Source organism: Gorillibacterium timonense, assembly GCF_001457415.1.
GTDB lineage: Bacteria > Bacillota > Bacilli > Paenibacillales > NBRC-103111 > Gorillibacterium > Gorillibacterium timonense.
The window spans coordinates 1,007,638-1,032,485 of record NZ_LN881723.1; the positions used below are offsets into that span (position 1 = coordinate 1,007,638).

At 49.4% G+C, this 24,848-nt stretch carries 26 protein-coding genes and 1 pseudogene; 9 read left to right on the plus strand and 18 right to left on the minus strand.

Annotated features, from left to right (window positions below; translation table 11 throughout):
* Positions 1 to 5: 5 nt before the first annotated feature.
* Both BN2684_RS23910 and BN2684_RS12150 read left to right on the plus strand, forming a co-directional pair.
* On the plus strand, positions 6 to 98 hold the full coding sequence (locus BN2684_RS23910; protein ID WP_108722210.1) for a YjcZ family sporulation protein: 93 nt from the start codon (positions 6 to 8) through the stop codon (positions 96 to 98).
* Between the two features lie 247 nt (positions 99 to 345).
* Positions 346 to 678: a toprim domain-containing protein gene (locus BN2684_RS12150; protein WP_058302571.1), complete on the plus strand. Its 333-nt coding sequence runs from the start codon at positions 346 to 348 to the stop codon at positions 676 to 678.
* Positions 679 to 766: 88 nt separating this feature from the next.
* Here BN2684_RS12150 and cyoE read toward each other — a convergent pair whose 3' ends face one another.
* Positions 767 to 1,717, minus strand: a complete 951-nt coding sequence (gene cyoE / locus BN2684_RS12155) for a heme o synthase (protein ID WP_058302396.1) — start codon at positions 1,715 to 1,717, stop codon at positions 767 to 769.
* Positions 1,718 to 1,949: 232 nt separating this feature from the next.
* Between cyoE and BN2684_RS12160 the strand changes: the two genes are divergently transcribed.
* The 3 genes from BN2684_RS12160 (at position 1,950) to BN2684_RS12170 (ending at position 4,056) form a co-directional block, all read left to right on the plus strand.
* Positions 1,950 to 2,372, plus strand: a complete 423-nt coding sequence (locus BN2684_RS12160) for a cell wall hydrolase (protein ID WP_058302397.1) — start codon at positions 1,950 to 1,952, stop codon at positions 2,370 to 2,372.
* A 54-nt stretch (positions 2,373 to 2,426) separates the two neighbouring features.
* Positions 2,427 to 2,891, plus strand: coding sequence for a spore coat protein GerQ (gene gerQ / locus BN2684_RS12165; protein WP_082651909.1), 465 nt, complete (start codon positions 2,427 to 2,429; stop codon positions 2,889 to 2,891).
* A 181-nt stretch (positions 2,892 to 3,072) separates the two neighbouring features.
* Positions 3,073 to 4,056, plus strand: a complete 984-nt coding sequence (locus BN2684_RS12170; protein ID WP_058302398.1) for a metal-dependent hydrolase — start codon at positions 3,073 to 3,075, stop codon at positions 4,054 to 4,056.
* Between the two features lie 123 nt (positions 4,057 to 4,179).
* On the opposite strand, the gene trpS is transcribed toward BN2684_RS12170, so the two are convergent.
* Both trpS and BN2684_RS12180 read right to left on the minus strand, forming a co-directional pair.
* The gene (gene trpS / locus BN2684_RS12175) at positions 4,180 to 5,163 is read right to left on the minus strand and encodes a tryptophan--tRNA ligase (protein ID WP_058302573.1); all 984 of its coding nucleotides are present in this window, start codon (positions 5,161 to 5,163) and stop codon (positions 4,180 to 4,182) included.
* Positions 5,164 to 5,565: 402 nt separating this feature from the next.
* Entirely contained in the window at positions 5,566 to 7,023 is a 1,458-nt protein-coding gene (locus tag BN2684_RS12180) for a S41 family peptidase (protein ID WP_082651910.1), read from the minus strand.
* Positions 7,024 to 7,173: 150 nt separating this feature from the next.
* On the opposite strand from BN2684_RS12180, the gene BN2684_RS12185 reads away from it, so the two are divergent.
* Positions 7,174 to 7,404, plus strand: coding sequence for an alpha/beta-type small acid-soluble spore protein (locus tag BN2684_RS12185; protein WP_058302400.1), 231 nt, complete (start codon positions 7,174 to 7,176; stop codon positions 7,402 to 7,404).
* An 84-nt stretch (positions 7,405 to 7,488) separates the two neighbouring features.
* On the opposite strand, the pseudogene BN2684_RS23915 reads toward BN2684_RS12185, so the two are convergent.
* From BN2684_RS23915 to BN2684_RS12200, 3 genes and pseudogenes are all read right to left on the minus strand, one after another.
* A pseudogene (locus BN2684_RS23915) lies at positions 7,489 to 7,875 on the minus strand (transposase); the annotation flags it as partial.
* Positions 7,847 to 9,385 carry an IS1182 family transposase gene (locus BN2684_RS12195; RefSeq protein ID WP_058302402.1) on the minus strand — a complete coding sequence of 513 codons (1,539 nt, stop codon included), beginning with the start codon at positions 9,383 to 9,385 and terminating at the stop codon, positions 7,847 to 7,849. The pseudogene BN2684_RS23915 and the gene BN2684_RS12195, both read right to left, overlap by 29 nt.
* Before the next feature lie 645 nt (positions 9,386 to 10,030).
* Entirely contained in the window at positions 10,031 to 10,555 is a 525-nt protein-coding gene (locus BN2684_RS12200; protein ID WP_058302403.1) for a hypothetical protein, read from the minus strand.
* 1,607 nt (positions 10,556 to 12,162) lie between these two features.
* Here BN2684_RS12200 and BN2684_RS12210 point away from each other — a divergent pair.
* Positions 12,163 to 12,540 carry a pathogenicity island protein gene (locus tag BN2684_RS12210; RefSeq protein ID WP_199825318.1) on the plus strand — a complete coding sequence of 126 codons (378 nt, stop codon included), beginning with the start codon at positions 12,163 to 12,165 and terminating at the stop codon, positions 12,538 to 12,540.
* Here BN2684_RS12210 and BN2684_RS24965 read toward each other — a convergent pair.
* On the minus strand, positions 12,514 to 12,885 hold the full coding sequence (locus tag BN2684_RS24965; RefSeq protein ID WP_234340223.1) for a helix-turn-helix domain-containing protein: 372 nt from the start codon (positions 12,883 to 12,885) through the stop codon (positions 12,514 to 12,516). The two genes, BN2684_RS12210 and BN2684_RS24965, sit on opposite strands and share 27 nt — an antisense overlap.
* Positions 12,886 to 13,295: 410 nt before the next feature.
* On the opposite strand from BN2684_RS24965, the gene BN2684_RS12220 reads away from it, so the two are divergent.
* The gene (locus BN2684_RS12220) at positions 13,296 to 14,666 is read left to right on the plus strand and encodes an S-layer homology domain-containing protein (RefSeq protein WP_058302405.1); all 1,371 of its coding nucleotides are present in this window, start codon (positions 13,296 to 13,298) and stop codon (positions 14,664 to 14,666) included.
* A gap of 10 nt (positions 14,667 to 14,676) precedes the next feature.
* Positions 14,677 to 14,994 (plus strand): hypothetical protein, encoded by a 318-nt coding sequence (locus BN2684_RS12225; protein WP_058302406.1) that lies wholly within the window; start codon positions 14,677 to 14,679, stop codon positions 14,992 to 14,994.
* Positions 14,995 to 15,607: 613 nt separating this feature from the next.
* On the opposite strand, the gene BN2684_RS12230 is transcribed toward BN2684_RS12225, so the two are convergent.
* The 11 genes from BN2684_RS12230 to BN2684_RS12280 form a co-directional block, all read right to left on the minus strand.
* Positions 15,608 to 16,411, minus strand: coding sequence for a hypothetical protein (locus BN2684_RS12230; RefSeq protein ID WP_058302407.1), 804 nt, complete (start codon positions 16,409 to 16,411; stop codon positions 15,608 to 15,610).
* A complete protein-coding gene (locus tag BN2684_RS12235) occupies positions 16,411 to 16,845 on the minus strand; it encodes a DUF488 domain-containing protein (RefSeq protein WP_058302408.1) in 435 nt (144 codons plus the stop codon). Before BN2684_RS12235 ends, BN2684_RS12230 begins: the two co-directional genes overlap by 1 nt.
* A gap of 548 nt (positions 16,846 to 17,393) precedes the next feature.
* Positions 17,394 to 20,183, minus strand: coding sequence for a phage tail tape measure protein (locus BN2684_RS12240; protein WP_159065791.1), 2,790 nt, complete (start codon positions 20,181 to 20,183; stop codon positions 17,394 to 17,396).
* Between the two features lie 218 nt (positions 20,184 to 20,401).
* Entirely contained in the window at positions 20,402 to 20,713 is a 312-nt protein-coding gene (locus tag BN2684_RS12245; protein WP_058302410.1) for a phage tail assembly protein, read from the minus strand.
* Between the two features lie 110 nt (positions 20,714 to 20,823).
* A complete protein-coding gene (locus BN2684_RS12250; RefSeq protein ID WP_058302411.1) occupies positions 20,824 to 21,735 on the minus strand; it encodes a hypothetical protein in 912 nt (303 codons plus the stop codon).
* Positions 21,736 to 21,756: 21 nt separating this feature from the next.
* A complete protein-coding gene (locus BN2684_RS12255) occupies positions 21,757 to 22,092 on the minus strand; it encodes a hypothetical protein (RefSeq protein WP_058301779.1) in 336 nt (111 codons plus the stop codon).
* Positions 22,093 to 22,522: 430 nt separating this feature from the next.
* Positions 22,523 to 22,933 carry a helix-turn-helix domain-containing protein gene (locus BN2684_RS24290; protein WP_058302412.1) on the minus strand — a complete coding sequence of 137 codons (411 nt, stop codon included), beginning with the start codon at positions 22,931 to 22,933 and terminating at the stop codon, positions 22,523 to 22,525.
* Positions 22,926 to 23,474 (minus strand): hypothetical protein, encoded by a 549-nt coding sequence (locus BN2684_RS12265; protein WP_159065792.1) that lies wholly within the window; start codon positions 23,472 to 23,474, stop codon positions 22,926 to 22,928. Before BN2684_RS12265 ends, BN2684_RS24290 begins: the two co-directional genes overlap by 8 nt.
* On the minus strand, positions 23,434 to 23,646 hold the full coding sequence (locus BN2684_RS12270; RefSeq protein ID WP_058302414.1) for a hypothetical protein: 213 nt from the start codon (positions 23,644 to 23,646) through the stop codon (positions 23,434 to 23,436). Before BN2684_RS12270 ends, BN2684_RS12265 begins: the two co-directional genes overlap by 41 nt.
* 47 nt (positions 23,647 to 23,693) lie before the next feature.
* Positions 23,694 to 23,945 (minus strand): hypothetical protein, encoded by a 252-nt coding sequence (locus tag BN2684_RS12275; protein WP_148449957.1) that lies wholly within the window; start codon positions 23,943 to 23,945, stop codon positions 23,694 to 23,696.
* 51 nt (positions 23,946 to 23,996) lie between these two features.
* Complete coding sequence (locus tag BN2684_RS12280; protein WP_148449959.1) at positions 23,997 to 24,830, minus strand: hypothetical protein; 834 nt, start codon at positions 24,828 to 24,830, stop codon at positions 23,997 to 23,999.
* Between the last annotated feature and the right edge of the window lie 18 nt (positions 24,831 to 24,848).

The window sequence follows — 24,848 nt, forward strand, 5'->3', positions numbered from 1 at the left end:
GGCTCATGGGCGCTGTAGCCGGGTACGGATCGAGTTTCGCATTTGTTCTTGTCCTTTTCATCCTGTTGGTGATCATCCTCCGCACTATGTTCATCTAATAAGGCGGGAAAGGATGACTGCTTATGCCGATTGCAGCAGCCCGGGCAAGCGAACGCCTGCCTCGGCTGCTGCGCGGGTAACGGTATTCAAACCCCAGAGGACGTGCGCGCAAAGAAGCTGTTTCCGGGAGCAACTCCCGCGAGACGGCTTTTTTTGCGAGAGGCCCCATCTTGTCTCGTACGACCGAGGGTCTCTGGGGTAAGATAAGAGCGAGGTGAAATTCGGATGGACATGCCCCCGCCCCCAATCGACATTGTCATCATCGTGGAAGGCAAGAATGACCGCAGTCGGTTAGCCCGGATGACGAAACCATGCGTGAGGATTCTGACCACGATGGGAACGCCGGGTACCGAGCGCCTCCACCGGCTTCGCATGGAAGCAGGAGATCTTCCCGTCTACCTGTTTACCGACAACGATGCCTCCGGCAAGAAGATTCGCGCCCTGCTTCGCGAGGCTTTCCCCGATGCGGAACAAATCTATACGCGCAGAGGCTATGCCGGGGTGGAAGGAACGCCAGAGGAGTACTTATACCAGCAGTTGGACAAGGCCGGACTCGGCGACTACCTGCTGGACCCGTAAGACAAAAAACAGGACTCGCCCGATTCGCATCTGGAGGAGAAGAAGATCTCCCGGAAGCGAACAGGACGGGTCCTGTTATTCGTTTCGCTTAGAACAGATTGGACAGGAAGCCTCCCGTCGTATCCAATACCATGACGATGAACAAAACCATGAGATAATTGATGGAATAGACGAACACCTTCTTGGCCCAGAGGTTTTCATCCGTCTCCTTAAAGCCCTTGACGATGATCACAAGCCAGCCAATCCCGAGTGCCGCTGCCGCAACCAGGTAAACGACCCCGACCGATCCATAGAGGTAGGGCATGAGCGAAACCGGAATGAGCGGAGCGGCATAGCGAATCATGCTGATCCGGGTCGCGTGAGTACCCCGAACCACGGGAAGCATCGGGAACCCGGCAGCCCGGTATTCTTCCTTGCGGCGAATGCCGAGCGCCCAGAAATGCGGCGGCTGCCAGAGGAACAGAATCCCGAACAAGAGCAAGGCGTTCATATCAAATTTTCCTGTAACAGCCACATACCCCATAACTGGCGGCATGGCTCCCGATATCGCCCCGACTGTCGTGCACCAGACGGAAGTCCGTTTCAGCCATGCGGTATAGACGACTACATAGACAAGGAGACCGATCAGCCCAAGCACAGCGGTCAAAGGGTTGACCAGCGTATACAGCATGACGAGGCCGACTAGCCCCAAGACAACGCCGTAAGCGAATACGGTTTGCGCCTGCAGCCGGCCAGAGGGGAGCGCGCGCTTCTTCGTGCGGGACATCTTCGTATCCATTTCCCGATCCAAGTAATTGTTCAGCACACAGCCGGAGGCCATCACCAGGGTTGATCCAAGCAGAATCCATAAGAGCAGCAGGCCGTCGATCTCCCAACGGGAGGCGAGCCAGAACCCTCCGAAAACCGTCATCAGATTGCTGAAGAGGATCCCCGGCTTGGTAATATATACAAAATCCTTCCAGGTGTATGGCTTGGGTGCAGCTAGGTTTTCCGCAGAGTCGAGCTCCAGCGGATTCGTCGCATTGAGTGGATGACTCACCTATAAACCGCCTCCTATTCAACTTTTCTTGCCTCTCTACTATAGCAAGAGGAAGGCGGCTCTGACCACAGGAAAACAATAACTGTCGAAAATCTGTAATATTTATCACACTTTGAAAAAAATATTTTTTCCAGAGGAGGAACGCTTTAGGACGAATGCCCATATGCTTTGTAGGGGAGCAATTTGCTCCGCGAGCCCAGAGGACCGGCACCGGAAAGGAAGAATGATTCGTTTGGCCGTCATCAAGTCAAATTCCAGCGATGTGGATCTGTTGGCTCGTCTCTTGCGAGCGGAGGCGGAAGGCGAAGGCGATCAAGGCATGCTGATGGTCGGCAATGTGGTCATCAACCGCGCCTTGGCCAATTGCCTCGATTTCCGCAACGTTCGCAATATCCGCGATGTCGTGTATCAAAGCCCCGGAGGCTTTGAAGCTACCCAATTCGGCTATTTTTATCAGCGTCCCCGGGATAACGAACGCAGGTTGGCCCGCCGCGTGATCAACGGCGAGAGAATATACCCCGCCACCAATTCTCTTTGGTATTTCCGCCCGACCGGAGATTGCCCGAGTGAGTGGTACAATCAGCCCTTCACCGACAGGTTCAAAAGCCATTGCTTCTTCTCTCCGCTTGAGGAAAATTGCCCGAGCGTCTATTGATTGCCGCCAAGAGGGTAGAGGAGAGCAAGCTATCATGAAGGAGGATGAAAAAGGATGAGCTTCTACGATGCGGAAAGATTTGCGTACCGTCCGCAAGCGGGCGGCTTTGCTCCGTATGGAGCGCAGCCCGCTTCCCCCGTGCCCGGGTACATAACCGGCCCAGCGCCAGGGATGCAGGGAATGGTTCCACCCGTTCCTGCCGGTACGCCCGTCACGTCAACCGGAGTTGCGGTTCCGGGAGCCCTGCCGCCCGGTCGAGTCGAGGAATCGTACGTCGAGAATATCCTGCGGCTCAATCTCGGCAAAACCGCCACCATCTACATGACCTACGAGAACAATGTGGAATGGAATGCCAAGATCTTCAAAGGAAGATTGGAAGCCGCTGGACGCGACCACATCATTATCAGCGATCCGACAACCGGCAAGCGCTACTTGCTGCTGACGGTAAACCTCGATTACATCACTTTCGACGAGCCGCTTAATTACTTCCACCCCCCGGGAGTTCCGCTTCCGCGCTGAACCGCTTCATCACCCGCCCCTTGAGGCGGGTTTTCTTTTTGCCCCATATTGGACAGTGACCCGGTCGCCCTCTGGAAGCTCCGCATAGAATGAGCCGTTCGGAATTTCATTTTTTGGGTAAGAAGATGGTACACTAAGGAGTATTGATCGGAAATGTTCCACAGACAGGAGGCTCATCATCATGGATACCGGAACTCACCTTGTCATCGGACTTGGCCTTGCCGGTCTGGCCCAGCTTGATCCGGTGATTGCCGGAGACACGACCGCCACAATGGCCGTCATGCTTGGCACCGTTTTAGGATCGCAAGCCCCGGATGCGGACGGACTGCTCCGATTTCGCGGCAATGCCACTTACGTCAGAAATCACCGGGGAACCTCTCATTCCCTTCCCGCGCTCGTTCTTTGGTCCTTGCTGATCACCGCGTTTGTCGGGCTCATCTTCTCTCCGCTGCCCATGCTTCATATCGGACTTTGGGTCTTCGGAGCCGTCGCATTTCATGTCTTCACCGACATGTTCAACACCTACGGAACCCAAGCTGCCAAGCCCTTTACTGAAAAATGGATTGCCTGGAACATCATTCATATCTTCGACCCGTTCATCTTCTTTTCCCATCTTGCCGCGCTTGCCCTGTGGGCCATTCATGCAGCGCCGCCGCAGTCCATCTTTCCCGTTCTGTATTCGCTCATCGGCATTTACTATGTATTTCGGACCCTTCAGCACGTCCTTTTGGAAAAGTACGCCCGCAAGCAGGACAGCGATTTCCATGAGGGAGACCGGATTCACCTGTTCCCTACCATTAACTACACGGCTTGGAATGTGGTGAAGAGGCGGAGCGACGGAACCTTTGTCGTTGGAGACCTGAGGGGCCGCAAGCTCCGCTGGATCGATAAAATCGCCTGTGACAAACATCCGGCCATCGATGCGTCCAAGTCCCATCCCGACGTCGCCGCCTTCCTTTACTTTTCCTCCTTCGCCTGCGCTCAGGTGCGCGAGCGCATAGGAGGCTATGAGGTCCGCTGGATCGATGTCCGTTATCAATACCGCAAGCAATACCCGTTTATCGCCGTTCTGAGAATGGACGACGACTACAAGGTGCTCTATTCCTACGTCGGATGGGTGAGCGACTCCCGCCTCGAGAAAAAGCTTCGCCCCGGCGCGGCTTAGGCGGCAATCGCCGCTTCTCCCATTAGAACCCTGCACCCTTCAAAAGAACTGCACCCATCCAAAAAGGCAGGAGCGGCTTACCCGCTCCTGCCTTTGTTCTTATGATCCGGTTGCTCGTTTGGGTCAAAACGTCAAGAATCCCATGGCCTTCTTCGCCTTCAGCAGGGTCTCGTTCGCCACGGCCGATGCTCGCTCCGCTCCATCCTTCAGGATGCGGACGAGCTCTTCGGAATCGATGATCTCGCGGAAGTTCCTCTGAATCGGCTCCAGCTTGGAGATGACAGCCTCGGCCAAATCCTTCTTGAACCCGCCGTAGCCTTGCCCCTCGTATCGCTTCTCGATCACGGAGATCGGCTCCTCCGAGAAGATGGAGTAAATTTCCAGCAGGTTGCTAACCGCTGGCTTGTTCTCCGGGTCATAGCGGACGCTCATCTCGGAATCCGTAACCGCTCGGGACAGCTTCTTGCGAATCGTGTCCGGTTCATCCAGCAGGAGCACGTAGCTATTTTTGTTCGGATTGCTCTTGCTCATCTTCTTCGACGGATCGTCCAGGCTCATGATGCGGCAGCCCAAATCCTGGATGATCGGCTCCGGCACGGTGAAGGTCTCGCCGAAACGGTTGTTGAAGCGCGTCGCGAGGTCGCGGGTGAGCTCCACATGCTGCTTCTGATCTTCGCCTACCGGTACATGCGTGGCTTGATACAAGAGGATATCCGCCGCCATCAAGGCGGGATAAGTGAACAGCGCGGAGCTGACCGCGTCCTTGCCGTCCGACTTGTCCTTGAACTGGGTCATCCGGCTAAGCTCGCCGAAATGCACCTGTGTCTCCATCAGCCAGCCGAGCTCCGCGTGGGCCGACACCTGCGATTGCAGGAAGATAGCCGACTTCGCCGGATCGACTCCTGCCGCCACGTAGAAGGCGGCGATTTCCTTGGAGCGGTGGTACAGCTCCAACGGATCCTGGGGTACCGTAACGGCGTGCAGATCCGGAACGAAGAAGAAGTTTTCATATTCATGCTGCATGGCAACATATTGTTGAAGAGCTCCGGAGTAGCCGCCGATGTTCAAATCTCCGCTCGGCTTGATTCCCGATAAAATTCGTTTCATGTTCTTCATGCCCCTTTCCGTGTATAGGTACGCATTCAAATGCATGCAAAAAGGCCTATCGCCGCAAGGGACGATAGACCGTGGTGCCACCCTCATTCGCTTTTGTCGACAGAAATGCTGCCTGTCGTAAAAAAGCCTCTGAACAGCCCGGTAACGGAGAGCCAACCGTGCCGCCTACCTTCGAACCCCTGCAACCGGCACACCGCGATAACATACGCGAGAGTGTGAAAGAAGGCTCGTTCTCGGCTTTAAGCTCCAGGACCCATTCGGATCAGGACGTCCCGCCGGCTTCCACCCGCGCCGGCTCTCTGAAGAGACTGTACCTGCCTACTCTTTCCTGTCATTGCTTCCAATATGGATACTCATGTAAGTTCTCTTATTATACCGTTCGATCTTGAAATGTCAATCCGCGCTGGTGAGAGCGAGGCCTTCCGCCGTATCCTTCCAGGTGAGGCTTGGGAACTGCTTCGCCAATTCCGTAAGCTCCAGATACGTGAAGTCGTTTCGTTGGATCGCTTTTCCCGAAGCAAGCGAAACCTTCACCGCTTTGCCGCCTTTGGTCAGCACGAGCGTCTGCTCCTTGCCGCCTTTCCATTCGGCGCTAGCGCCGATCAGGGGAGCCGCGAGACGAGAGAGGATGTAGACCTTGCCCTTATCTCGAATGACCGGGATTTTCCCGGAGAACTCCACACCGTTGACGGTATACTTTTCTTCTCCGATCTGCACGGAGTAGCGCTTGGCTCCGGCTTTCCGCAACGCAGTGAACAGTTGAGAGAACACATCATCCGCTTCGATATCCGGGGTAATGCCCACTTCGTTCACTACATTACCGTCCGGAGTGAAGTATTCATAGGTGGTCAGCTTGAGCATAGCGCCGTCCGGCTCGAAATCCTGTACCTGCTGAATCACGCCTTTGCCGTAAGTGGTCATACCGATGAGTGTGGCAATTCCGTGATCCTGTAGCATACCGGCGAGCATTTCGGACGCGCTGGCCGTGTCTTCGTCCACGAGGAGATAAACGGGAACGCCGATCGGAGTGCCGCCTTCAATCACTTCTTCATAGACTTCTCCGGTATTGTCCGTCAAATACATGAAGGTGCCCTTCTCGATAAATCTTTTTGCGATATCTTCCGCCGCTTGGACGTCGCCGCCGCCGTTGCCCCTCAGGTCCAGGATTAGCGACTTCATGCCCTTCGCCCGAAGATCTGCGAGCCCCTTGTCAAGCTCGGTCACGGTCCGTTCGCTGAAGGAGGTAAGCGCCAGATATCCGACATCTCCCGAGAAAAGCGAAGCCGTCGCGAGAGGATATTCGATCTTCTCCAACTCAAGTGTATATTTGAAGGTTTTCAGGCCGCGCAGAACCTCGACGGTAACGGTGCCTTTGTCCTCCTTAGGAAGCTGGTCGTAATAGACCTTGACGATATTGTCAACCGTTACCTTGACCCCATTCAGGGAGACCAGGAAATCGCCGGCCTTGATGCCGGCTTTCTCTGCGGAAGAACCCTTTTCCACTTCCGTGATTTTGATTCGGCTGTCGACAGGCTTGAGATAGAAGCCCATGTTATAGTCGGTTCCGTTTATGTAATTGAAGAATTCCTTGGCTTCCGCCGAATTAAAATACTGGCTGTAAGGATCGTCCAAAGAATCGAGCATTCCCTGGATAGCCGCTTGTACCAAATCCTCTTCCGAGGCGCCCTTCAGATAGTAATCTCGGATCAACTGCAAAACCTCTTCGATGCGCGAAGCGGATGTGGCCGACTGGGCTCCGGATGAAGATGCAGAGTCCGCATAAGCGGGGGCAGCTGTAAAAATAAGGGCGGAGCATAAGAAAGGGAGAAGAACGCGTTTGAGTGATTTCACGTGGAGTTTAGCACCTCAATGTAAAAGTTTTCCGGTTAGGATGAACTAACTATAATCCGCGGTCAAAGGAAGCGTCAACTTGATTTTTTGGATTCATGAGTAAATCTAAATAATTCGTTCATACTACTCATTACTGGAGGTGAATAAGAGATGGGCGCAGGAAGCCGCAGCAGCAACACCCTTGTCGTTCAGCAAGCGAGTCAAGCCCTGGATCAACTGAAGTATGAGGTTGCTCAAGAGCTTGGTATCCAAATCCCGGCTGACGGATATTATGGATACATGGCTACTCGTGATACCGGTGCGATCGGGGGACATATTACCCGCCGTCTTGTCGAAATCGCCGAACAGCAATTGGCTGGCAAATCCGGGTTCAGCCGCTAGAACAAAAGCAGAGGGTGTCCCAAAAGCAAGCTTTGGAACAACCTCAGGAGCAAATGGGATAGCAAAAAAAACGAAACGAAGGAGCTAAGCGGACCGTTCTCGCTTAGCTCCTTCGTTTTTGGCGTCTATCGCTGCCTTCTTGAGCAAATTGTGGGCAAGCGACAACCACCCGACCTCGAGGCTCACCTTTGGTAAGCCTCGAAGCAGGAATCGTCTAAAGCCCCGGTTGTTCTTGATATCGCCAAACACAGGCTCTGGCTCAATCATGCGTTGTACGGCTAAGGCGTACCCTTCTGCACTGCGGAGCTTCTGTCTGGCCTGGTTCTTGAGCTGCATATATTTCATGCTGACCCTAATCTCACGATTCCCTTGTGCTTTCGTACACTGTGATTTCAGCGGACAGTCCTCGCAGCTTGTGCTTCGGTAATGCCGGTATTCGATTTCATATCCGCTTTCCGTCNGCCTTCTTGAGCAAATTGTGGGCAAGCGACAACCACCCGACCTCGAGGCTCACCTTTGGTAAGCCTCGAAGCAGGAATCGTCTAAAGCCCCGGTTGTTCTTGATATCGCCAAACACAGGCTCTGGCTCAATCATGCGTTGTACGGCTAAGGCGTACCCTTCTGCACTGCGGAGCTTCTGTCTGGCCTGGTTCTTGAGCTGCATATATTTCATGCTGACCCTAATCTCACGATTCCCTTGTGCTTTCGTACACTGTGATTTCAGCGGACAGTCCTCGCAGCTTGTGCTTCGGTAATGCCGGTATTCGATTTCATATCCGCTTTCCGTCGTTACCTTGCTCGTTCGACGAAAATGAAGCGTCTGCCCGGCCGCACATGTCCAGGTGTCCGATTCGCTGTCATGGCTCCAGTTGTCGATCTTGCTGATGTCATTCTGCCATGCCTTACTCGTCTCCCGATGATACGTGCTGTATTTGACGATCGCTTCGACTTCACTTTGCTCCAGATAGTCGTAGTTCTCTTCACCGCCATATCCCGCATCGGCAATCACGGTGCTCGGCAGTTTCCCGAGCTGAGCCTTGATCTTTTCGAGATGAGGGATGAGGCAGCGCGTATCGGTCGGTCGCTGGTGGACGCTGTACCCGAGAATGAACTGGTTTTCGGTACCGACCTGCACATTGTAGCCCGGCTTGAGCTGGCCGTTTCCCATGTGGTCTTCCTTCATCCGCATAAACGTCGCGTCATGATCCGTTTTACTGTAGCTGTTTCGCGTGCCTAAGATGGCTTGGTGTGTTTCGTACCTCTGAAGCCGGGGAAGCAAGTCCTTTCGGAGCGCGCGCACGGCTTTCTTGAGCGGTTTGTCCTTGGGCTTTTCCTGCAGGCGTTCTTCCAACTGTCGGACCGCCTGCTCCAGCTTTTCACTGGTAACGGCTGCCGACTCGCCCACTTCGAGAAGATCCCGGCCCTTGTGCACGCCTTCCTCTTGCTTCTCCGCCTCTTCAATTGTCGCAAATAGCGTTTGGACCTTCTCCTGGAGCTTGGCCTTGTGCTTCACGACTGCTTTCCCCCACACAAAGGTATACCGATTCGCGTTGGCTTCAATCTTGGTACCATCCACGAAGTAATGCTCCAATTGCACGTAGTTCTCCTCCGCCAGAAAGTGAAGAACGGCGGTAAACACGGTCTCCAGCACGGTTTTCATACGCTCCGAGCGAAACCGATTGATGGTACGGAAGTCCGGTCGTTGTCGGCCTGCGATCCACATGAACATGATGTTTTCGCGCACGGCTTTGGCAATCTGACGAGAGGAGTAGATGCGCTGGGTGTAGGCGTAGATGATGACTTTAGTGAGCATCTTGGGATGGTAGCTATCTCGTCCTCCTCCAGGGTACGCCGCGTCGAAGATGGCGTCGTCGAGACGATTGACGGCGGCGTTTACCACGCGAACGAGGTGATTTGCGGGAATGTCTTCCTCCAAATCCATTGGTAAGCACAGTTGATCCATGCTATATTGAATGTACAAAGAAACCGACTCCTTTTGGTTTATGGTTGGGTGGTACCTCCATTTTACCAAAGAGTGGTTTCTTTTTGTTTGTCCAAATGAGAAAGAGGGCGCCCCTCTGTCATCCTTGATGACTTTTGGGACACCCTCTTTTTCATGAAACCTTGAAGCAAGCATTTGACTTTCTTTCGAAAGCCATCGGCCCCGAGAAGGAGGCCTTTCATCCTGGAGTCAGAGGGGCGAAGCTGAACGTCTTCTTGGCGTCCCTTCGGGAGAGGACATTCGCAAAATTGTAGTTTGACTCGAATTAATTGGTTGCTGAAATATCTTCTACGTCTGATGAATTTATCGCGCTAATACTGGCTTTTTCGTGTTTTCATCTGTAACATCGTTGAACCATTTTACATGGTTATACGCGATTGCGTGGGCAAATCTGTGGGCAAAATCTTATTTGGAATTAAGCTTTGTCATGGACTAACTGAGCGCATTTTAAATCCAGTGGATAGAATACCCGATATCCGTTTGGCATTGGTTTCATGATCATGGTTGTTGACGGATTTCGTCAACGTTCCGTCAACAACTCTTACCCCTATTCCTTGCTTATTACGCCCAAGAAATCTGGCAATAATTTCATCTCGTGAGTTCATAATGGCAGCCTCGTGGACCTCACTTCAGACTCTTAAGAAATAGCCACTTCTTGACGATCTTCTTAAAATCATCACCGTATATTTCCATCAACCGCATTTTGCTATTTTCATATGATGGCGGTAGAGTGGCAGCCCTTATAAGATCCCACCCTCGCTTTATTCGATCCCTAAAACACTTGACCGAAATTCCATTTTGCTCTGCCAACTGAATAGCTATGAGTGGGTACTTCCGGTTCTTTTCAATCATCTTCATGACCATTTCTCGTTGCTCGATAGGGCTGGGAATTGGTGTAGTAGCTGCTCGATGTTCATCCCAGCCTTCAACAAGCCTTGTGTAAAATTGGCTATATTTTATTTCATTCGCTTTAGCTAAGGCGATGATTTCGGGACTACACCTTCGACCTTTTGTTGGGGTAGTAATTGCTCTTTGTTTTTCCCACCCCCTCTCTCTGATTCGACTCTCCAAGTTTTTCTTTGATATCCCATTGCTTGCCGCGATTTCATACTCTTCCGGAGTGATGTAGTAATCGTATGGGTTGAACATCTCTCTCGCCTCCTTGCATCGAATTTACTGCGTAAGGAGGCGTTTTTCAAAGGTACTTCATTCCAAATAATTGGACTATGCTGGGAACATAAAGCCATGACTTTATGGGGTATTCAGCGGGAAAATGAGATAATCCTTTGCCCTGTCTGAGTTCAGAGATCATGGAGCAAATTTCATGGAGTGTACATCATTCGGCTCCAATCACAGTCAAGGGAATTTGTGGAAACGGTTTTTTTGCTACCGAGTAGCAGAAATTCTGCAGAAGCTGCGAGAGGAACCATTTTCTACAGTATAGATGACGATTCACCCTCTGTGGCTCCACAGAAGTGCTTCTCAGCCGCATTTATACCGGGGAACAGACTGGATAAGGTGTTTGTACCTCTTTGGGGTAATGAGTGTTCAAAAGCGTGAGAATGGAGTTCCGTTCACCGCGTGAACATAACTTTTCTTCACTGAGTGAAGGATAAGGAGTTTCGGTCACCGCGTGACGGAAATGATTTATTGTCACCTGGGGTTACAGGAATTTTCATTACCCGGCAATGAAAAGTACTTTTCGCCGCCGGGCGGCAAAAACTCCGCAGCATAATGTGGACTCGCGCAAAATAGTTTTGTACGCCGGGCGTACGAAATTGCTTCGACCTTGCTTTAGCAGCTTTTATGCGGCGCTCGTACATGATCGGGATCAGGTATTTTGCGGGAAGCTCCCGCGAAACTACCTTCCTCACGGCCATAGTCGAGTGTTTTGCGTGCCCTGCACGCGAAACCCACATTCTGAGTTTTTGGCGCCCGGCGCCATTAACCTATTTTTGTCCGCCCGGCGGATAAAACCCTCCCAATGTGGTTTCATCCGAGCTTCGGACAAAACCCACACGAATTATTGCTAACGCTTGGCAAAATCTCAAAGTGTTTTTGCCGGAGTTCGGCAATAACCCCTTTCGTCCAATCGTTGGACAAAACCGCAGTCCAATTTCCATTAACGGTTAATGAAAACCTCTGAACTTTTTACCAACGCTTGGTGAAAACCCCATCGAGTATTTACCGGAGCCCGGTGANATAACCCCTTTCGTCCAATCGTTGGACAAAACCGCAGTCCAATTTCCATTAACGGTTAATGAAAACCTCTGAACTTTTTACCAACGCTTGGTGAAAACCCCATCGAGTATTTACCGGAGCCCGGTGAAAACCCACTCGCCCTCGCTGACGGGAATTATGGTCGACATCCGACCGAAAATCAGGAGTACCGCACGGATGAGCATTCCCCTTCGAAATGTGAACACTGTTTACGTTTTTCGCTGCCGGGCGACGAAAAAGAATTTCCACCGCCGGTCGGTGAAAAATACTTATCAGCGCCGGGCGCTGATAAGTAGGTTTCTACTGCCCGGCGGTAAAAACCATACGACTTCGTACGCTTCCGCTCGACGTCGCGCGATATGCGACGACATCGTCGTATATGATTTCGCCTATATCGGTGAAAATGCGCAGATGTCTACGGGTTTCTATAAGATGCGACGTCGCATCTATTGGCAAGATAGGCTCTTGTTATAGATACCTTCAAAGCGGACGATATCGTCCGTATTGGATTCTCCGAATTTCGGAGAATTGCCGACATCGGCAAGCGGCTGAAGCACGTGAAGGAGAATGACCTGGCGCACGGACAGTTTGGCGAGTGGTTGGGAACGATCGATGTTGATCTTTATCAAGCAAGCAGATTCATCAAAATCTACGATCAATTGAACGAAACTAATTTGCGCTCGGGCGCAAATATCGGATTCAAAGCTCTTTATGAGATTGCAACAATTCCTGAAGAAGAGCGTGATAAGCCCCATACGGTTCCGTCAACGGGCGAGTCGAAGACGGTCGACGAAATGACCGTCCGCGAGCTTCGAGAGGTCAAGAAAGCCCTGCAGGAAGCCGAGCAACGCGCGCCAAGCAAGCGGAGGCAAAGAACGCGCTGGCAGTCACTGGTTCTGTGTGAGCCACGATAGAAAGTATTCTCTCAATATCTTCGCCTTGCGGCCGATCTTTAAGACTGGAAATTGCCCAGAGTTTACGAGCTCGTAAGCTTGGACTTTTCCGATCCTCAAGAACTGCTGAACATCCTTAATCTCAAGAACCGAAGGCAATTCACTCATCAGAAATCCATGTATTTGCTCGGCCCTATTAGTGGCTGGCATTTCAACTGATCCAGCCAGTTTGAATGTATCCTCCTGTTTTCTATTTTCCTTTACCTCATTTAGAAGTGCTTCGAAATCATTCATAAGGATTTTATGTAAGCTGCGGAATCTATCCTCAATGTCGCATATTTGCTGCTCTGTAAGCCTATTTCCCATGGTTTATGCCTCCGTTAATAGAAATATGTTATCCCATCAACGATGCATCAAAAATAGGCATTAGAGCAATGAATTTCGGCTCAATTTTTCCGATTTGATATTTGAGTTGGTTGGCCGCTTCTTCATCTGGATAGAGAACCTGCTGCCCTCACCATTTCAATGAGTATTTGACCGTATCTTTCGGTTTCTTTTACTTGCTCGGTGTAGGTTTCAGCATCTTCAAGGATCTTTGAGTATGTTTCATCAATCTGGAGTGCTGTTATCCTCTCCCCTGGATCTTACTTGAACACCCATGTAGCGAGGGAACTCTTTAACAAGGATATCCCCGATTAGGAGGGAATTTATGGTTAGCGTCGAATACAGTCTTCATAAATCGACAATTGTCTTCAATCATCTAGGGGGAAATTTGAGTGAATAAAGTAATTACCGCTACTGGTTTGGTCATTCTCTCTGCCAGTATATTCGCAAATCCAATTACTTCAGTGGTGAATCAACAACTAAAGGCCCACACAGCTATTGCTTCTAACACATTGTCGGGCCGCAGCGTTGCTGCTGCCGAGGATAAGGCTCAGAGATTTAAGGATGTCCCAGCATCTCATTGGGCCTGGTCTGCTGTTGATCGGGCAGTGACAGAAGGGTATGTCAGCGGTTATTCAGACGGCACTTTTAAGCCCAATGCTGCTGTTACGAGGGCAGAATTCCTTACGGTTCTGTATAAAGCAATGCATTTAGAGACCCCAGAGGTAGCGACCAATCCTTGGTATAATCAGGCAGTTACTGCTGTTAAGAATTACAAGTTCTTAGATAGTAAGGATTTTGCCAAGGGTGACTACAATACGCAAATGAGCCGTATTGAGATGGTAAAAGTTGCTGTTCGTGCGATTGGCCAGCAAGCTGGTAGTGACAATCAATTCATGCTGCTTGCGGTTAAGGCTGGATTGATTTCTGGAGATGGAAACAAGGGTCTAAATCCTCAAGGCACTGTGACTAGAGGTGCGGCTGTTACAATTATGCAGAACGTTCTTCGTGTAAATGGGGGAGAAGAGCTTCCAGTAAACCAAGCAGCATTGAAGGAAGCTCAGGCAAATATGACCAAGGCATATGATCCTTGGGGTAGAGAAATTAGGACTACCAACCTTCCTAAAAATGCGGACAAGTATGAGTACATCCTGAAGGATGTACCTAATGCTGCGTATGACATGCCATTCATTGCATATGGTATTGAGAAATATCGACAAACTCCGCTTCAAGCATATAATAATCAGAATTGGTTTCCAAAAGCTAGGGTTGATAGGTCTGCACAGAATGTAGAGGATTTCTACAACGCTCTTTTCAATGTGGATTATAAAACAATTGACAGCGCTTGGGTGGATAAGATTGTTTCCTTAATGTCTATGCAGGGAACAACTGAAAGGACGCAAGCAGGAGTTAGAGCTGTGACGGAAGCTTATGTCGAAAGAGTCAAGGCCGGAAGACTTGTTCTCAAAGGAGAGTTTTCCGTAGAACCTAGTATGATTTACAACGACGGAAGTTCCACTTATTTTAGAGGTAGATTTGAGGTTCATGTGGTACAGGGTGACTTGTCTATGTTTTCTGCAAAAGACCGCAAACCCTTACTTTGTGGGCAAACCTCGGATATTTCTTTTTATGGGGGGACCACGAAGAAAGATTATGCCGGATATGCGGATATAGCTGTCACAGCTAAATATGCTAACGGTGGAGATTTTTTCACAAATACTTCTTCCGATCTCACTTCTAATTTTGTTTTTATTCAAAAATAGGTGGTGCGTCATGCGGCAACAATCAAAAATATTTTTAGCTCTACTCCTTATTCTATCACTATGCTTTCCATATTCTGTGAATGCGTATGATACTGGAGGGGATGAAGGCGAAGCCGGGCAGGTAATGAATTTTGATGATGATGGGAGCCTTCATTATGATGTAGTTTCAAAAGCTTGGGCTGGAGGATATAGATACCGCACGGTAGCCTTTTACATTACAAAGGAACCTACAAGCGCGCACAATGCCGGACCTGATGGGAAACCAAAGAATAATTTCGGAGATCCGTCGAGCATTGAGCCAAGATCGAAGCTCTACATTGATATGTAATCCCTTATTCAACTCCATTGATAACCCCCAAACAAATACCTTGTAAGAAAATGCCTCATCCTCCATTTTGGGAGAGTGGGGCATTTATTACGTATAATCCCTTCCCTAATGTCTGTTTGAATCCGCTTCTGGACGTTTCTACCGCATAATGCCCGTCTGAGCTGCTGTGTCCATGTAAGCCGGGGGGGGGGAGAAACGCGAGATATCCTACAGGTGGACGTTCAGCAGCGTCCGGGATCGGCAATCATCCCCCTACCACTTCCGGAACTGCAGGACAGCTTACTTCCGCTTTTCAACATTAAGCCTCAGATATTGACACTTTCGCTCTAATGAAGCTCAATAAATAGCTGCCTCGGTTCGGTTGATCCAAAGCGGAAGCGGAAGTAATTTTTCGACTGTAAATCTAAGCGGTTTTCGGGCTCACGCGCACCCGCAGAGTGTCTGAGGTGCTGGAAGGACCCGTGACCTCCTCCGTCTCCCTCTCGCTTGTCCTGCGCTCACATGGAATGGGATCCACAAGTTCTATGGCACCTCTCTATGAGCCGTATAGAGTTTCTTGGAGGCCCGCATCATTGAAAAACCACTCCGGAAGGAGTGGCTTCGTTAATAATTTCTATATGCCTAAGTCAAGGCTTAGCTGTAGATCTATCTTAGGATAATACACTCCTAGAACCATGTACGATGGGTATGGGAACTTATTACCAAGGATGAAGTGAGTATCTCTCTCCTTTGAACACAATTCTTCGTAAAACCTTTTTTTAACCTGCTTGTTAATATACTCATAATCAGGATTTATCTTTGATGCATTATTTATCAATGCTCCAAGTTCCCAATCAATGATTGATAGCTTATGTGCTTTCGTACACCTTGGATCATTACATAAAAACTTATATGAATATTTATACTTCAGTTTCTTAATTGGTGTGGATATTGAAGCTTCTTCGTCAAACACCATTATTAATTGATGGTAATCTTCTTTGTCATCTGCTTTCAATTCTTCAATAACTAGATCAATGATCTCCTTAGGCTTAATTATTCCAAGTGATACCTTAGGATAGTTTTCAACCATATATTCAACAGAAGGTAGCAAGGTTGGCAATACAAATTTATTTCTGCCTTCCCAGTTATTCTTGCTCGAGATTTTTTCGGAAACAATTTTTAGCGTTTGCAAATCTGGTTTGAAACTTTGCTCACGATGGTCTCCTGGTCGTCGTCGTACATTAACTTCAACCCACTGGTACTTTTGAAATTGTTGGCTTTTCCCCATTGTTCGAAACGGCATCGGGTACAATCTAATCCATTTTGAATCTTCGGTAATTCCTGCGGTACAAACCGTCTCGATATATTTATGAGACTGTTGAGGTTGAGCTTTAACCATGATCAAGACTTTCTTCTTTTCCCATTCATCTTCCGGCATTAGAGATGAACAATCCTCACTTCATCGGGGTAAATTTTCTCCAGGCGCTTTGCCACGGCGCTTCGATGACATTGCCGATGATTCTTTTCGAAACACATTAAGCATGGTTTCTCGCCCTTCACTTCTTCGATGATTTTCACGAGAGTATCCTGATTCTCATCAAGATAATGGTCGTAAAGGTCAAAGAAAGTAATGAAGTCTTTATCGTGATGTAGTTGTTTTCGAATATCGCTCGGCGATCCCAAATCGCGACAATGGATATATCCGATGTTGTTCTCCTCAAGTTGCTTCTTCAAAGCGGTTTTCGAGAATCCCTTCTTGCGACTAATTGGCTTCTCCCTTATATCAATAAGCACTGTCACACCAGCCTCAACTAGCCGATCTGTCCAGTTCTCAATGATTTCACCTTCGTATCCTACTGTAAAGATATCCATAATCAGACACACTTCCTTCTCGTTGTTCAGACCCTAGTTTAGGGAATTTCACCATATAAATCAACCTATTCTTACTACCAGTACATTTGATCCACTTATATCCCCTACAGTGACCTGTCCGAGAAACAGCCAAGGGGATATTATTAGATCGTTAATTCCAAGAATCCCACAAATTAAATGCATCTGGAGGAATCCATCCCATCCTTGTTGAATATGTATTATGGAGTCCGATCCTCCGAAAAGGGGGTGATTCAGTTGAAATGGCTTCGCTCCGTTTATCTCTCGGTCATGTGGTGGATTAGGCGGAAGATGTGGAAAGTATTAGGCAAGTAGTCCTAAGATGAATTTAAAGAGGGAACTGGGAACAGTTCACCCTCTTGAAAATAAAAATAAAAAACTTGATTTTCACCAAAACGATTGGCAACCATGGGGTTGGCGGTCTTTTTTATTTTCATCGATATTCTGGATAAATCCGCGCTGGTATAAGGAATTTCAAAACTAAAAAAACTGAACACCTAACGATTATTTCCGTCAGGTGCTCCTCTTCATTAACTCATACTCACTCTCGATCGTTGCCTTAACCAATCCTTCATCTGCCTGTTGAAGTCGGCATGTCCAGCCTTCACAGCCTGCTCAACCGTGGCCTTATCGGCAGCCCCGCTGATGTTGATCGTAGCGTGATACTCTACATTGATCGTCTCCGATGACTGCGAAGGACGCTCCATTCCGAGCAACCGGCCCGTTAATTCGTAAAGCGATTGGCTCCGGGAGGAATCGTTGAGCGGGATCGCCATTTCCGGCCCGGCTTCCCCGAAGATCGAAGGGCGACTCGCTATGCCACCATCGGCATATTGTGTGAGCTGCGGCAGCTTAGGAAGCGGAAGCCGAGGGACATCCTTGAATATCCCTGTCTGCTGCCATACCACATCCACATTGATCTTCTTGTTGGCTGGTAGCAAATCAAACTCCTGATTCATATTGCGCACTTGCTCAACAACTGGATCAAATAATGCCTTTTGCTCTGCGCTCATCGAATTATATTTGGCAAGCTGGTCTTCTATCTTCCCGCCGAGATCTAGTTCGATCAGATCTATCTGCTGATCGTAAAGCGTTTGATAGCTTGACTTTGCTTCTTCCAACTCTTTGCTTTTCTTAATCGTTGTATCATAGGAGTCGATCATTTTTTGATTGATTTCAGCAGCTGTTCCAGGGAGAAGATCAAGATGACTGAAATAGTACCCGACAGATGCACCAGCTTCGTTAGCCTTTTTCAATAAGTCCTGCACCTGTACGGCCCGCTCTGGAGATTCATCCATCTGCATGATCTCTTGATACTTGGCTTCGATTTTGCTAAATTGCGCATAAGCCGTGTCCAACGCATCATTTTGATTTTGTAGATCCGCTGTACGATTTTGAAGATCAGGGATTTGCTGTTCCAGTTTAGGGAGATTCTTTCGGCCTTCAGCTACTTGTTTATCCAATTCCAGTTTAGCCATGTCACGTTGCGCATCGGCAACTTGTTTCGCTAAACCAGCCTTCTCGCGGAAACTCCCGTTTTGTAGATCGGATTGCCGAATAAGCTTTGGGTACATTTCCAGCATCTTCTCTTCAATTTCACGCATTCGAGATTGTTGATCAGCCATATTTCTAGTCGGGTCCACATTATTCTCAACAACCTGTTTAAGGCGATCGTATTCCCATACCAGATCATTCGTAGCACTGGCTTTATCGGCAACTTGTTGATATTTCCCGGCAGCCTCTTCAAGCTTTGGGCCCATGTTAATGATGTCTTGCCTAACGGCTTCTTGATGCTTCTTATATGCGATTATTCCGCCTGCAGCCAAGCCAACCGCTCCGAGTGCAATCCCGAATGGGTTGGACAGCATCCCTACCGCTCCACCAAGCATGCTAGCTCCCTTTGTCACTTTGGAGAAGTTCTTCACGACCCCTACAGCATTCTTCCCGATCATTGCGGCCGGTGTGCCAAGGGCAATCAGCTTCACGATATCCTTGTTTTCGCTGGCCCACTCGGTCAAATCACGAAGGTAGGGGAGCAAGTCCTCGCCGATCGGCATCACGATATCCTGCATGAACTCCCGGCCAAGGGTTTTGATATCCTGGGTGAGGTTGTCGTAATTGGTCTCATTAATCTGATCCATCGTGCCGGCCATCTTGTCGAACTCCTTGTTCACCGTGCCGAGGGAACCGACGACCTTGGATTCCATATCCTCAAATTGTGTCCCAAACAGGGAAACACCGATGGTGCTTTTCTTAACCGGGTCCTGTATCTTGTTGAGCTCGGAGATGACCAGTTCCATTGCGTCCCGGCCTTTGAGCGATCCGTTAGCGACCTGATCGAGAATCTTATTCCCGTCAGCTATGGTACTCTGGACGGTCGCATAGGCCTTCTCACCTTGCGTCCCGCCCTTACGGAGGTTCTTTATCAGGTCGGCAGCCGTGGCCTTCGACGTGCGCGAGACAAGCTCTTGATACTCCTTGGTCTGCTCGCCGCCCTTGAGCATGGAAGCGATAAAGGCATCTGCATTCTTCGCCGCGAACAGGTCGTTCATCGCCGTCTTGGTGCTGGAGCTGCCATCCTTGATCCGAATCCCAAACTCCTTGACCGCATCCCCGACTTTATCTAGGTTAAACGCGCCGTTATGCAAGCCGGTATTGAGCAGTGAGAACATATCCTCTGCCGAATAGCCCATCGTTTTAAAATAGACGCTGTATTCGTTGGCCGTGTCCAATAGGTCGCCCGATTTGTCCATGCCCTTCTGAGCTCCCTGAGCGAGCAGGTTCATGGCCTGTTCGGACGTGAGTCCGAAGTTCTTCATCATTGTCTCGGTGACCTTCACAGATTCAGGAACACCGAATTCGAACACATCCTGAAGCGCCAGCGCGTTCTTGGTGGTCTTCTCCAGTTCATCACCGGTCAGACTCGTTACGTTTCGAGTGGTGACGAGAGCCTTCGTGAGCTCGTCGATGTTCTCCCCTCGGCCTTGCCGATATAGGTTGTTTGCCGCCTCCTGCATCTTCGAAAACTCGTCGGCGCTGGCACCGGTAGCCGCTTGCATTTGCTTCATGGAGCTGTCAAAATCGCCTACCGTGCCAACCATATCCTTAAACGAGTCGGCAACAGTATCGACAATGGCGAATGCCCCTGAATACTCCGCGACTCGTTTTAGCACATCGCCGAACCCTTTTGCGGATTCGGACGCCTTGGAAAACACGGAGGGAACACCTTTGCCGCTCTTTTCAAGACCCCTGAACGCCTTCTCGGTGCCGTCTGCGGCTCGCTCAGCTCCTTCGAAAGCTCGTTTGAAGGTCGGGTCCATCTTCCCGCCGAGCTCGAACGTTGTGGAATATGTCTTTCCTTGTGGCATCTCATTTCCCCCTTTCTATCGCTTCTTGCGATTCTTGCTAATTCCGTCATAAGCTGAATGCCACCTCGTCCACTCCATAACCGGTTGCGCTAACCAGAACTCAATGGTGGAGCCAGGAATAGAAGAAAGGAGGATCGCGAGTTCGCGAATCCCCCGATCAATGTCTTCTCCTATTCCTGTAGCAGTAAAAAATTTTGTGCCCTCTGCAACAGACTGGTGAAGTCCTTCGCCTTCAAGGACTTGATCAGTTCAGGAATGACTCCGGCAGCCTTGGCGGTTACTGTGATTTGATAAGGCATCGACAAGGCCTTCACAAAAGAACCTTCTTCCGGGGCGATGAATCTGGCTTGCGCTGCGCATGAGAGCAGATCGGCTCCCGTCAGTTTCTCGAAGTCAAGCGTCAGCTCGGTTACCGTCTCACCTTCGAATTGGATCGGCCGCAACAGGGTATAGGTCACGCTCGTTTGGGTTTCGTTATTCATGGGTTGAGTCTCCTGTTCTCTTATTAGGATATTGTTGGCGATCACTGGCTGAGGGGTAATGTTCTGGGATTAGAGGGGAATATCTCCCCTCTGTCTGCAAGTATCTACACTTAGGCTTTATTCTTATAGACGATCTCCAAAGTGCCTACATTGGGTGAAAAGGATCGAATAACCTCCGCATTTGGATGAGCCTCTTTCCATTCCTGAAGAACGATTGCACTTTGCTTCTGGCTATTTATCCTTGCCGTCTGAATTTCAGGATTCGGCTCTCTGTGTTGTATCTCGTAATTGGTAGTAAGGATATCGCGCGGCGCATTGTTCTCCTCCTTAGGGAGGTAATAACTGATGTCATCGCCAAATATCCAATTGCGAATAAAGCTTTCACGATTAATATGAGGAAGATGCTTCATATCGGCTGGATAGATGAACGAAATGATCTTTGAAACCTTATATTCTGGCCCAAACCGGTCAAGTCGATTTCTTTCCGCATCCAATTGATTTTTCTTCATTTCAAGCTCTCTTATCTGCAGATCAATCGCTGCCCGCTGCTCAAAAGTCGCTTCTTGCGCTTTAATATTTTCATGAAGTTCCCTGTTCGCCGCTTCTTGAATTCCCTTGATATCAGCGGTGAAATCAACTTTGCCGATCGTGTGGTTTTCAAATTCTGAAATAGAGGCTTCAACCTCTTCTAACTCCAAGCGAAGATCCTTGTTGGCAAGCCGATATTTCGCTGCCTCCTCGTTTTCGTCCTGCAGATCGTGTTCAAGGGCCGTACGAGTTTGCTTGTTGATTTTTTCTTTCAAGGAATTTTGCTGATTGCGAAGGTTCCCGAGATTCTCTTGAACTTTATTTTCCCAAGCTTTGGTTTTCTTGAGAAATGCATCAACGAGTTCATCCAGAGTGATTTGAGGCGTCACAGGTTCGGCCGTTTCGGTAATTACCTCCTGCACTTTTGTTGTGGCAACCGGCTGATCAGCTTTTCCCTTTTTCAATTTAGCTTTGTTGCTATCAAATATAGCCATGGGATTCATCCTTTCAGAATTTTATCGTTCAGTGTGATTTTGATTTATGATATTGACTAAAAAATCAGTTAGCATCTTTGTTCTTTCAGACGTGCTATGCACGGATTGATCGGCTACATCGCTGCTTGGAGTACGTCCTTTATTGATTTCAGCAACAATCGTATCGGCGAGCTTCTGCGCTACTGAGCGGTCTCTCAGAATGCTAAATGCCAGTTGGCCTGCCGTTTTACCAGAGGCGATTGCTTGATCCACCAAGCTGCTGAACTCAGGGTTGCTTTTTTTAATGGCATCCAGCTCGGCAATACGATCTGTCTCGTTAATTCCGACGCACATGATCCGGTCGCTTTGATAACTCATTGGTTTGGCCTACTTTCCTTTTAGATTTTTGTGCACTTTCGCTTTTTCACTTCTGATCAGCGGTCCTAAAACAGCGCATTAATGAAGGGATTTTCCTGTTTTAATCATCTGCTTCACTCAAAAGCGAAAGCGAAAGTAAATTTTCAAATTAAAATCTACAGGGTTTTCGGGCTCACGCGCACCCGCAGAGTGTCTGAGGTGCTGGAAGGACCCGTGAGTCGCCTGGTGCTCCACTTCATGGCCTCATAAAGGCATAATTGGAACCACAGCCGCACTCAAATGTGTTTCATCAGCTTATAAGCATCACCCCCTTCGCTTATTGCCGTTACCTATTGAAATTAATCGAACAATAGTCTATAACAATAAGAGAAATGTGTTCGATGGACGAAACTTTCCCGTTTCGCGTCCGTATGAATGAGCAGATGAGTTCTTAGCAAGCGGCGCCTTCACCATTCGCAGTGGTGGGGGCGTCTTTCTTTTCGTCCAAGGAGTCCAGGAAGCGCTCGGCTTCGCTAACATCAACCCCAAGGATCTTGAGCTCCGCAAGAAGCGTTTCAGCGCTGATGGTGATTTGATCAGCCTCCACCGTGGCCGCTTTGCGGATCGCCTTAGCGAGTACATTCCCTGCTGCAGGGCAATCAACGGCTTTGCCGATGAAGATGTGATCGCCCTTGATGCCATAGAGTTGGCCTGCCCTGTGGAACTCAATCAAGTTCATCGGACCGGAATCCGTCTCCCAGCGGAGAAGTGTTCGGGTGCTGACCCCCAACTTCTTAGCGGCTTCTTGGATTTCGTACCCAACATTCATGCGGGCTTGCTTCAGGGTGATTTGATTATTCATGTAGAGCTCTCCCTTCGGTGTCCAGTTTTTTGAACAGTGTCGTGATAGTTTGATCAAGCTGTGGCGCAAGTTCCGCTTCCAGTGCTTGTGCATTGCTAGCGGCTTGGAGAAGATCGAGAACAATAGCTTCGCGCGGGAACGTCGCGTCTTCAGTGATGGTCGCAGCAAGCTCAAGGAGCCTGCATTTGATTTCAGCTACTTGAAGAATCAATGATATCGACATGTGTACACCTCCTTCCGAGGAATCATCATCGGACACATACCGTTCATTGGTGCCGGCTAGTTTGGCGGCTTGGGCTCGGGATTCGCTTTGCTCCCGTTCCGGAATTTTTTCCGTATCGGGAGCGGCCGCCCCCTTTTTTAATGTCCTCCCCCGACGTTCCTTCGCCTCTGATTCCAGCAACGGAAGCATCTCTACGGCGATTGCTGCCTTTTGGGCTGATGTGAGGTGACGACGCTTGAGGTTAAGGCTGATTACTCTTAAAAGCTTGCTCTCGGGCTCAAAAAGTCGGCCATGGACCGCAATCTTGGATGGAGACAAGAGTGAAGTCGCTCTCTTCGACTTTATTGCCGATTTGCGCAAGAAACTCGACTCCCCGGACCTTTGCTTGAGCAAGGATGACTTCATTGCTTGCTTTGTCCGGCGTGAATACGCTCACCGTAACTAAGCGGTCGCCACAACGGAGGCGCACTTTGTAATGAATCTCAAACATACCCAGTAGCCCCCTGTTCCGATTCGACGTCCAACATTACAGCACGATTACTCATAGCCATGGCTCCTTTTGATAAATTTCTGCTTTGCCAGCCGGTGCATCGTTTCGAACTCCTCGGAGAGTCCGCGTTCTTGAATAAGTGCTTCCACTGTCTCCAGCCTCAGAGCAACTTTGCCTACAATGACTTCGACATTGCCAATAAGAGCATCAAGTTCTTGCTGGTCTATCGCAGTTAAAGTTCCATTCCGCAGACCTTCTCTCAGCCGATCCATGATGATCGTTTCCACATCAGGATGCATTCCCATGAGTCCCCCTTTCCTCTTACATCAAAATCCGATACTGTGAGGGGATCATATCCCCCAATCCTCCTTTAGCGTGTTTACTAACTTCATAGCCTCCTCGCTCCCTCCTGGTAAGTCCGGATGAAATGAGCGGGCCAATACCCGGTAGAATTTCTTTAGAAGCGCTTGTTCAGCTTCCGAGAACCGGCTGCTTGGTTTATCGATAGGCGGGAATCCGTAGTTACCATTGTAGTTACTGCTTTCTCGTTTGAAGTGCTCCCAATAACTCCGTTCCCGCTCTTCAGCGCGTCTCTTCCGCTCCTCCTCTTCTTTCCGTTCTCTGAATGCCTTGCTGAGTTCATGTTCGAACTTCAGGTCCATCGACTCATTGAAGAAGTCGTAACAGAACTCATAAGCATCCACACCGTTCGATTTCTCGAAGAGTTTTCTTCGTATGCGCCATGCTCGAATTAACCGTTTGTGCTCCTGCTGAGTCTTGAACTCTTCCGAAGCCTCGAACTCGAGCTTGATTGCCTGGACAATCGGAGCAAGCTTGGCATCCACCAGTTCCCACAGCCGGTTTTCGGTGATCCCGATTTCTTTCAATTTAGCCTTCAGGTGCTGCTTATCGACTTGCTCCTTCGGTGAAGAGGTCAGCAGCTCGTAATAACCGATCGTGCAGATTGCCCATTGTCGCTTACGGATGTGCTCGCCTTCCCGGTAGCTTTGATGAACGGCGATCTTGTATGCTGTCCGGTTGGGCCTCTCGAATCGTTCAGAACTGAGCTTGTAGCCGTACTTCTTCCGAATCCTGCCTTCGAAGTGCTCAAGCGTCTCATCGAGAAGTAACTCCTTATGCCAGCCGTTCGGATCCGGACGCTTGTTAGTAATCTCTTGAATCACACAGAACATGCGGTGTAC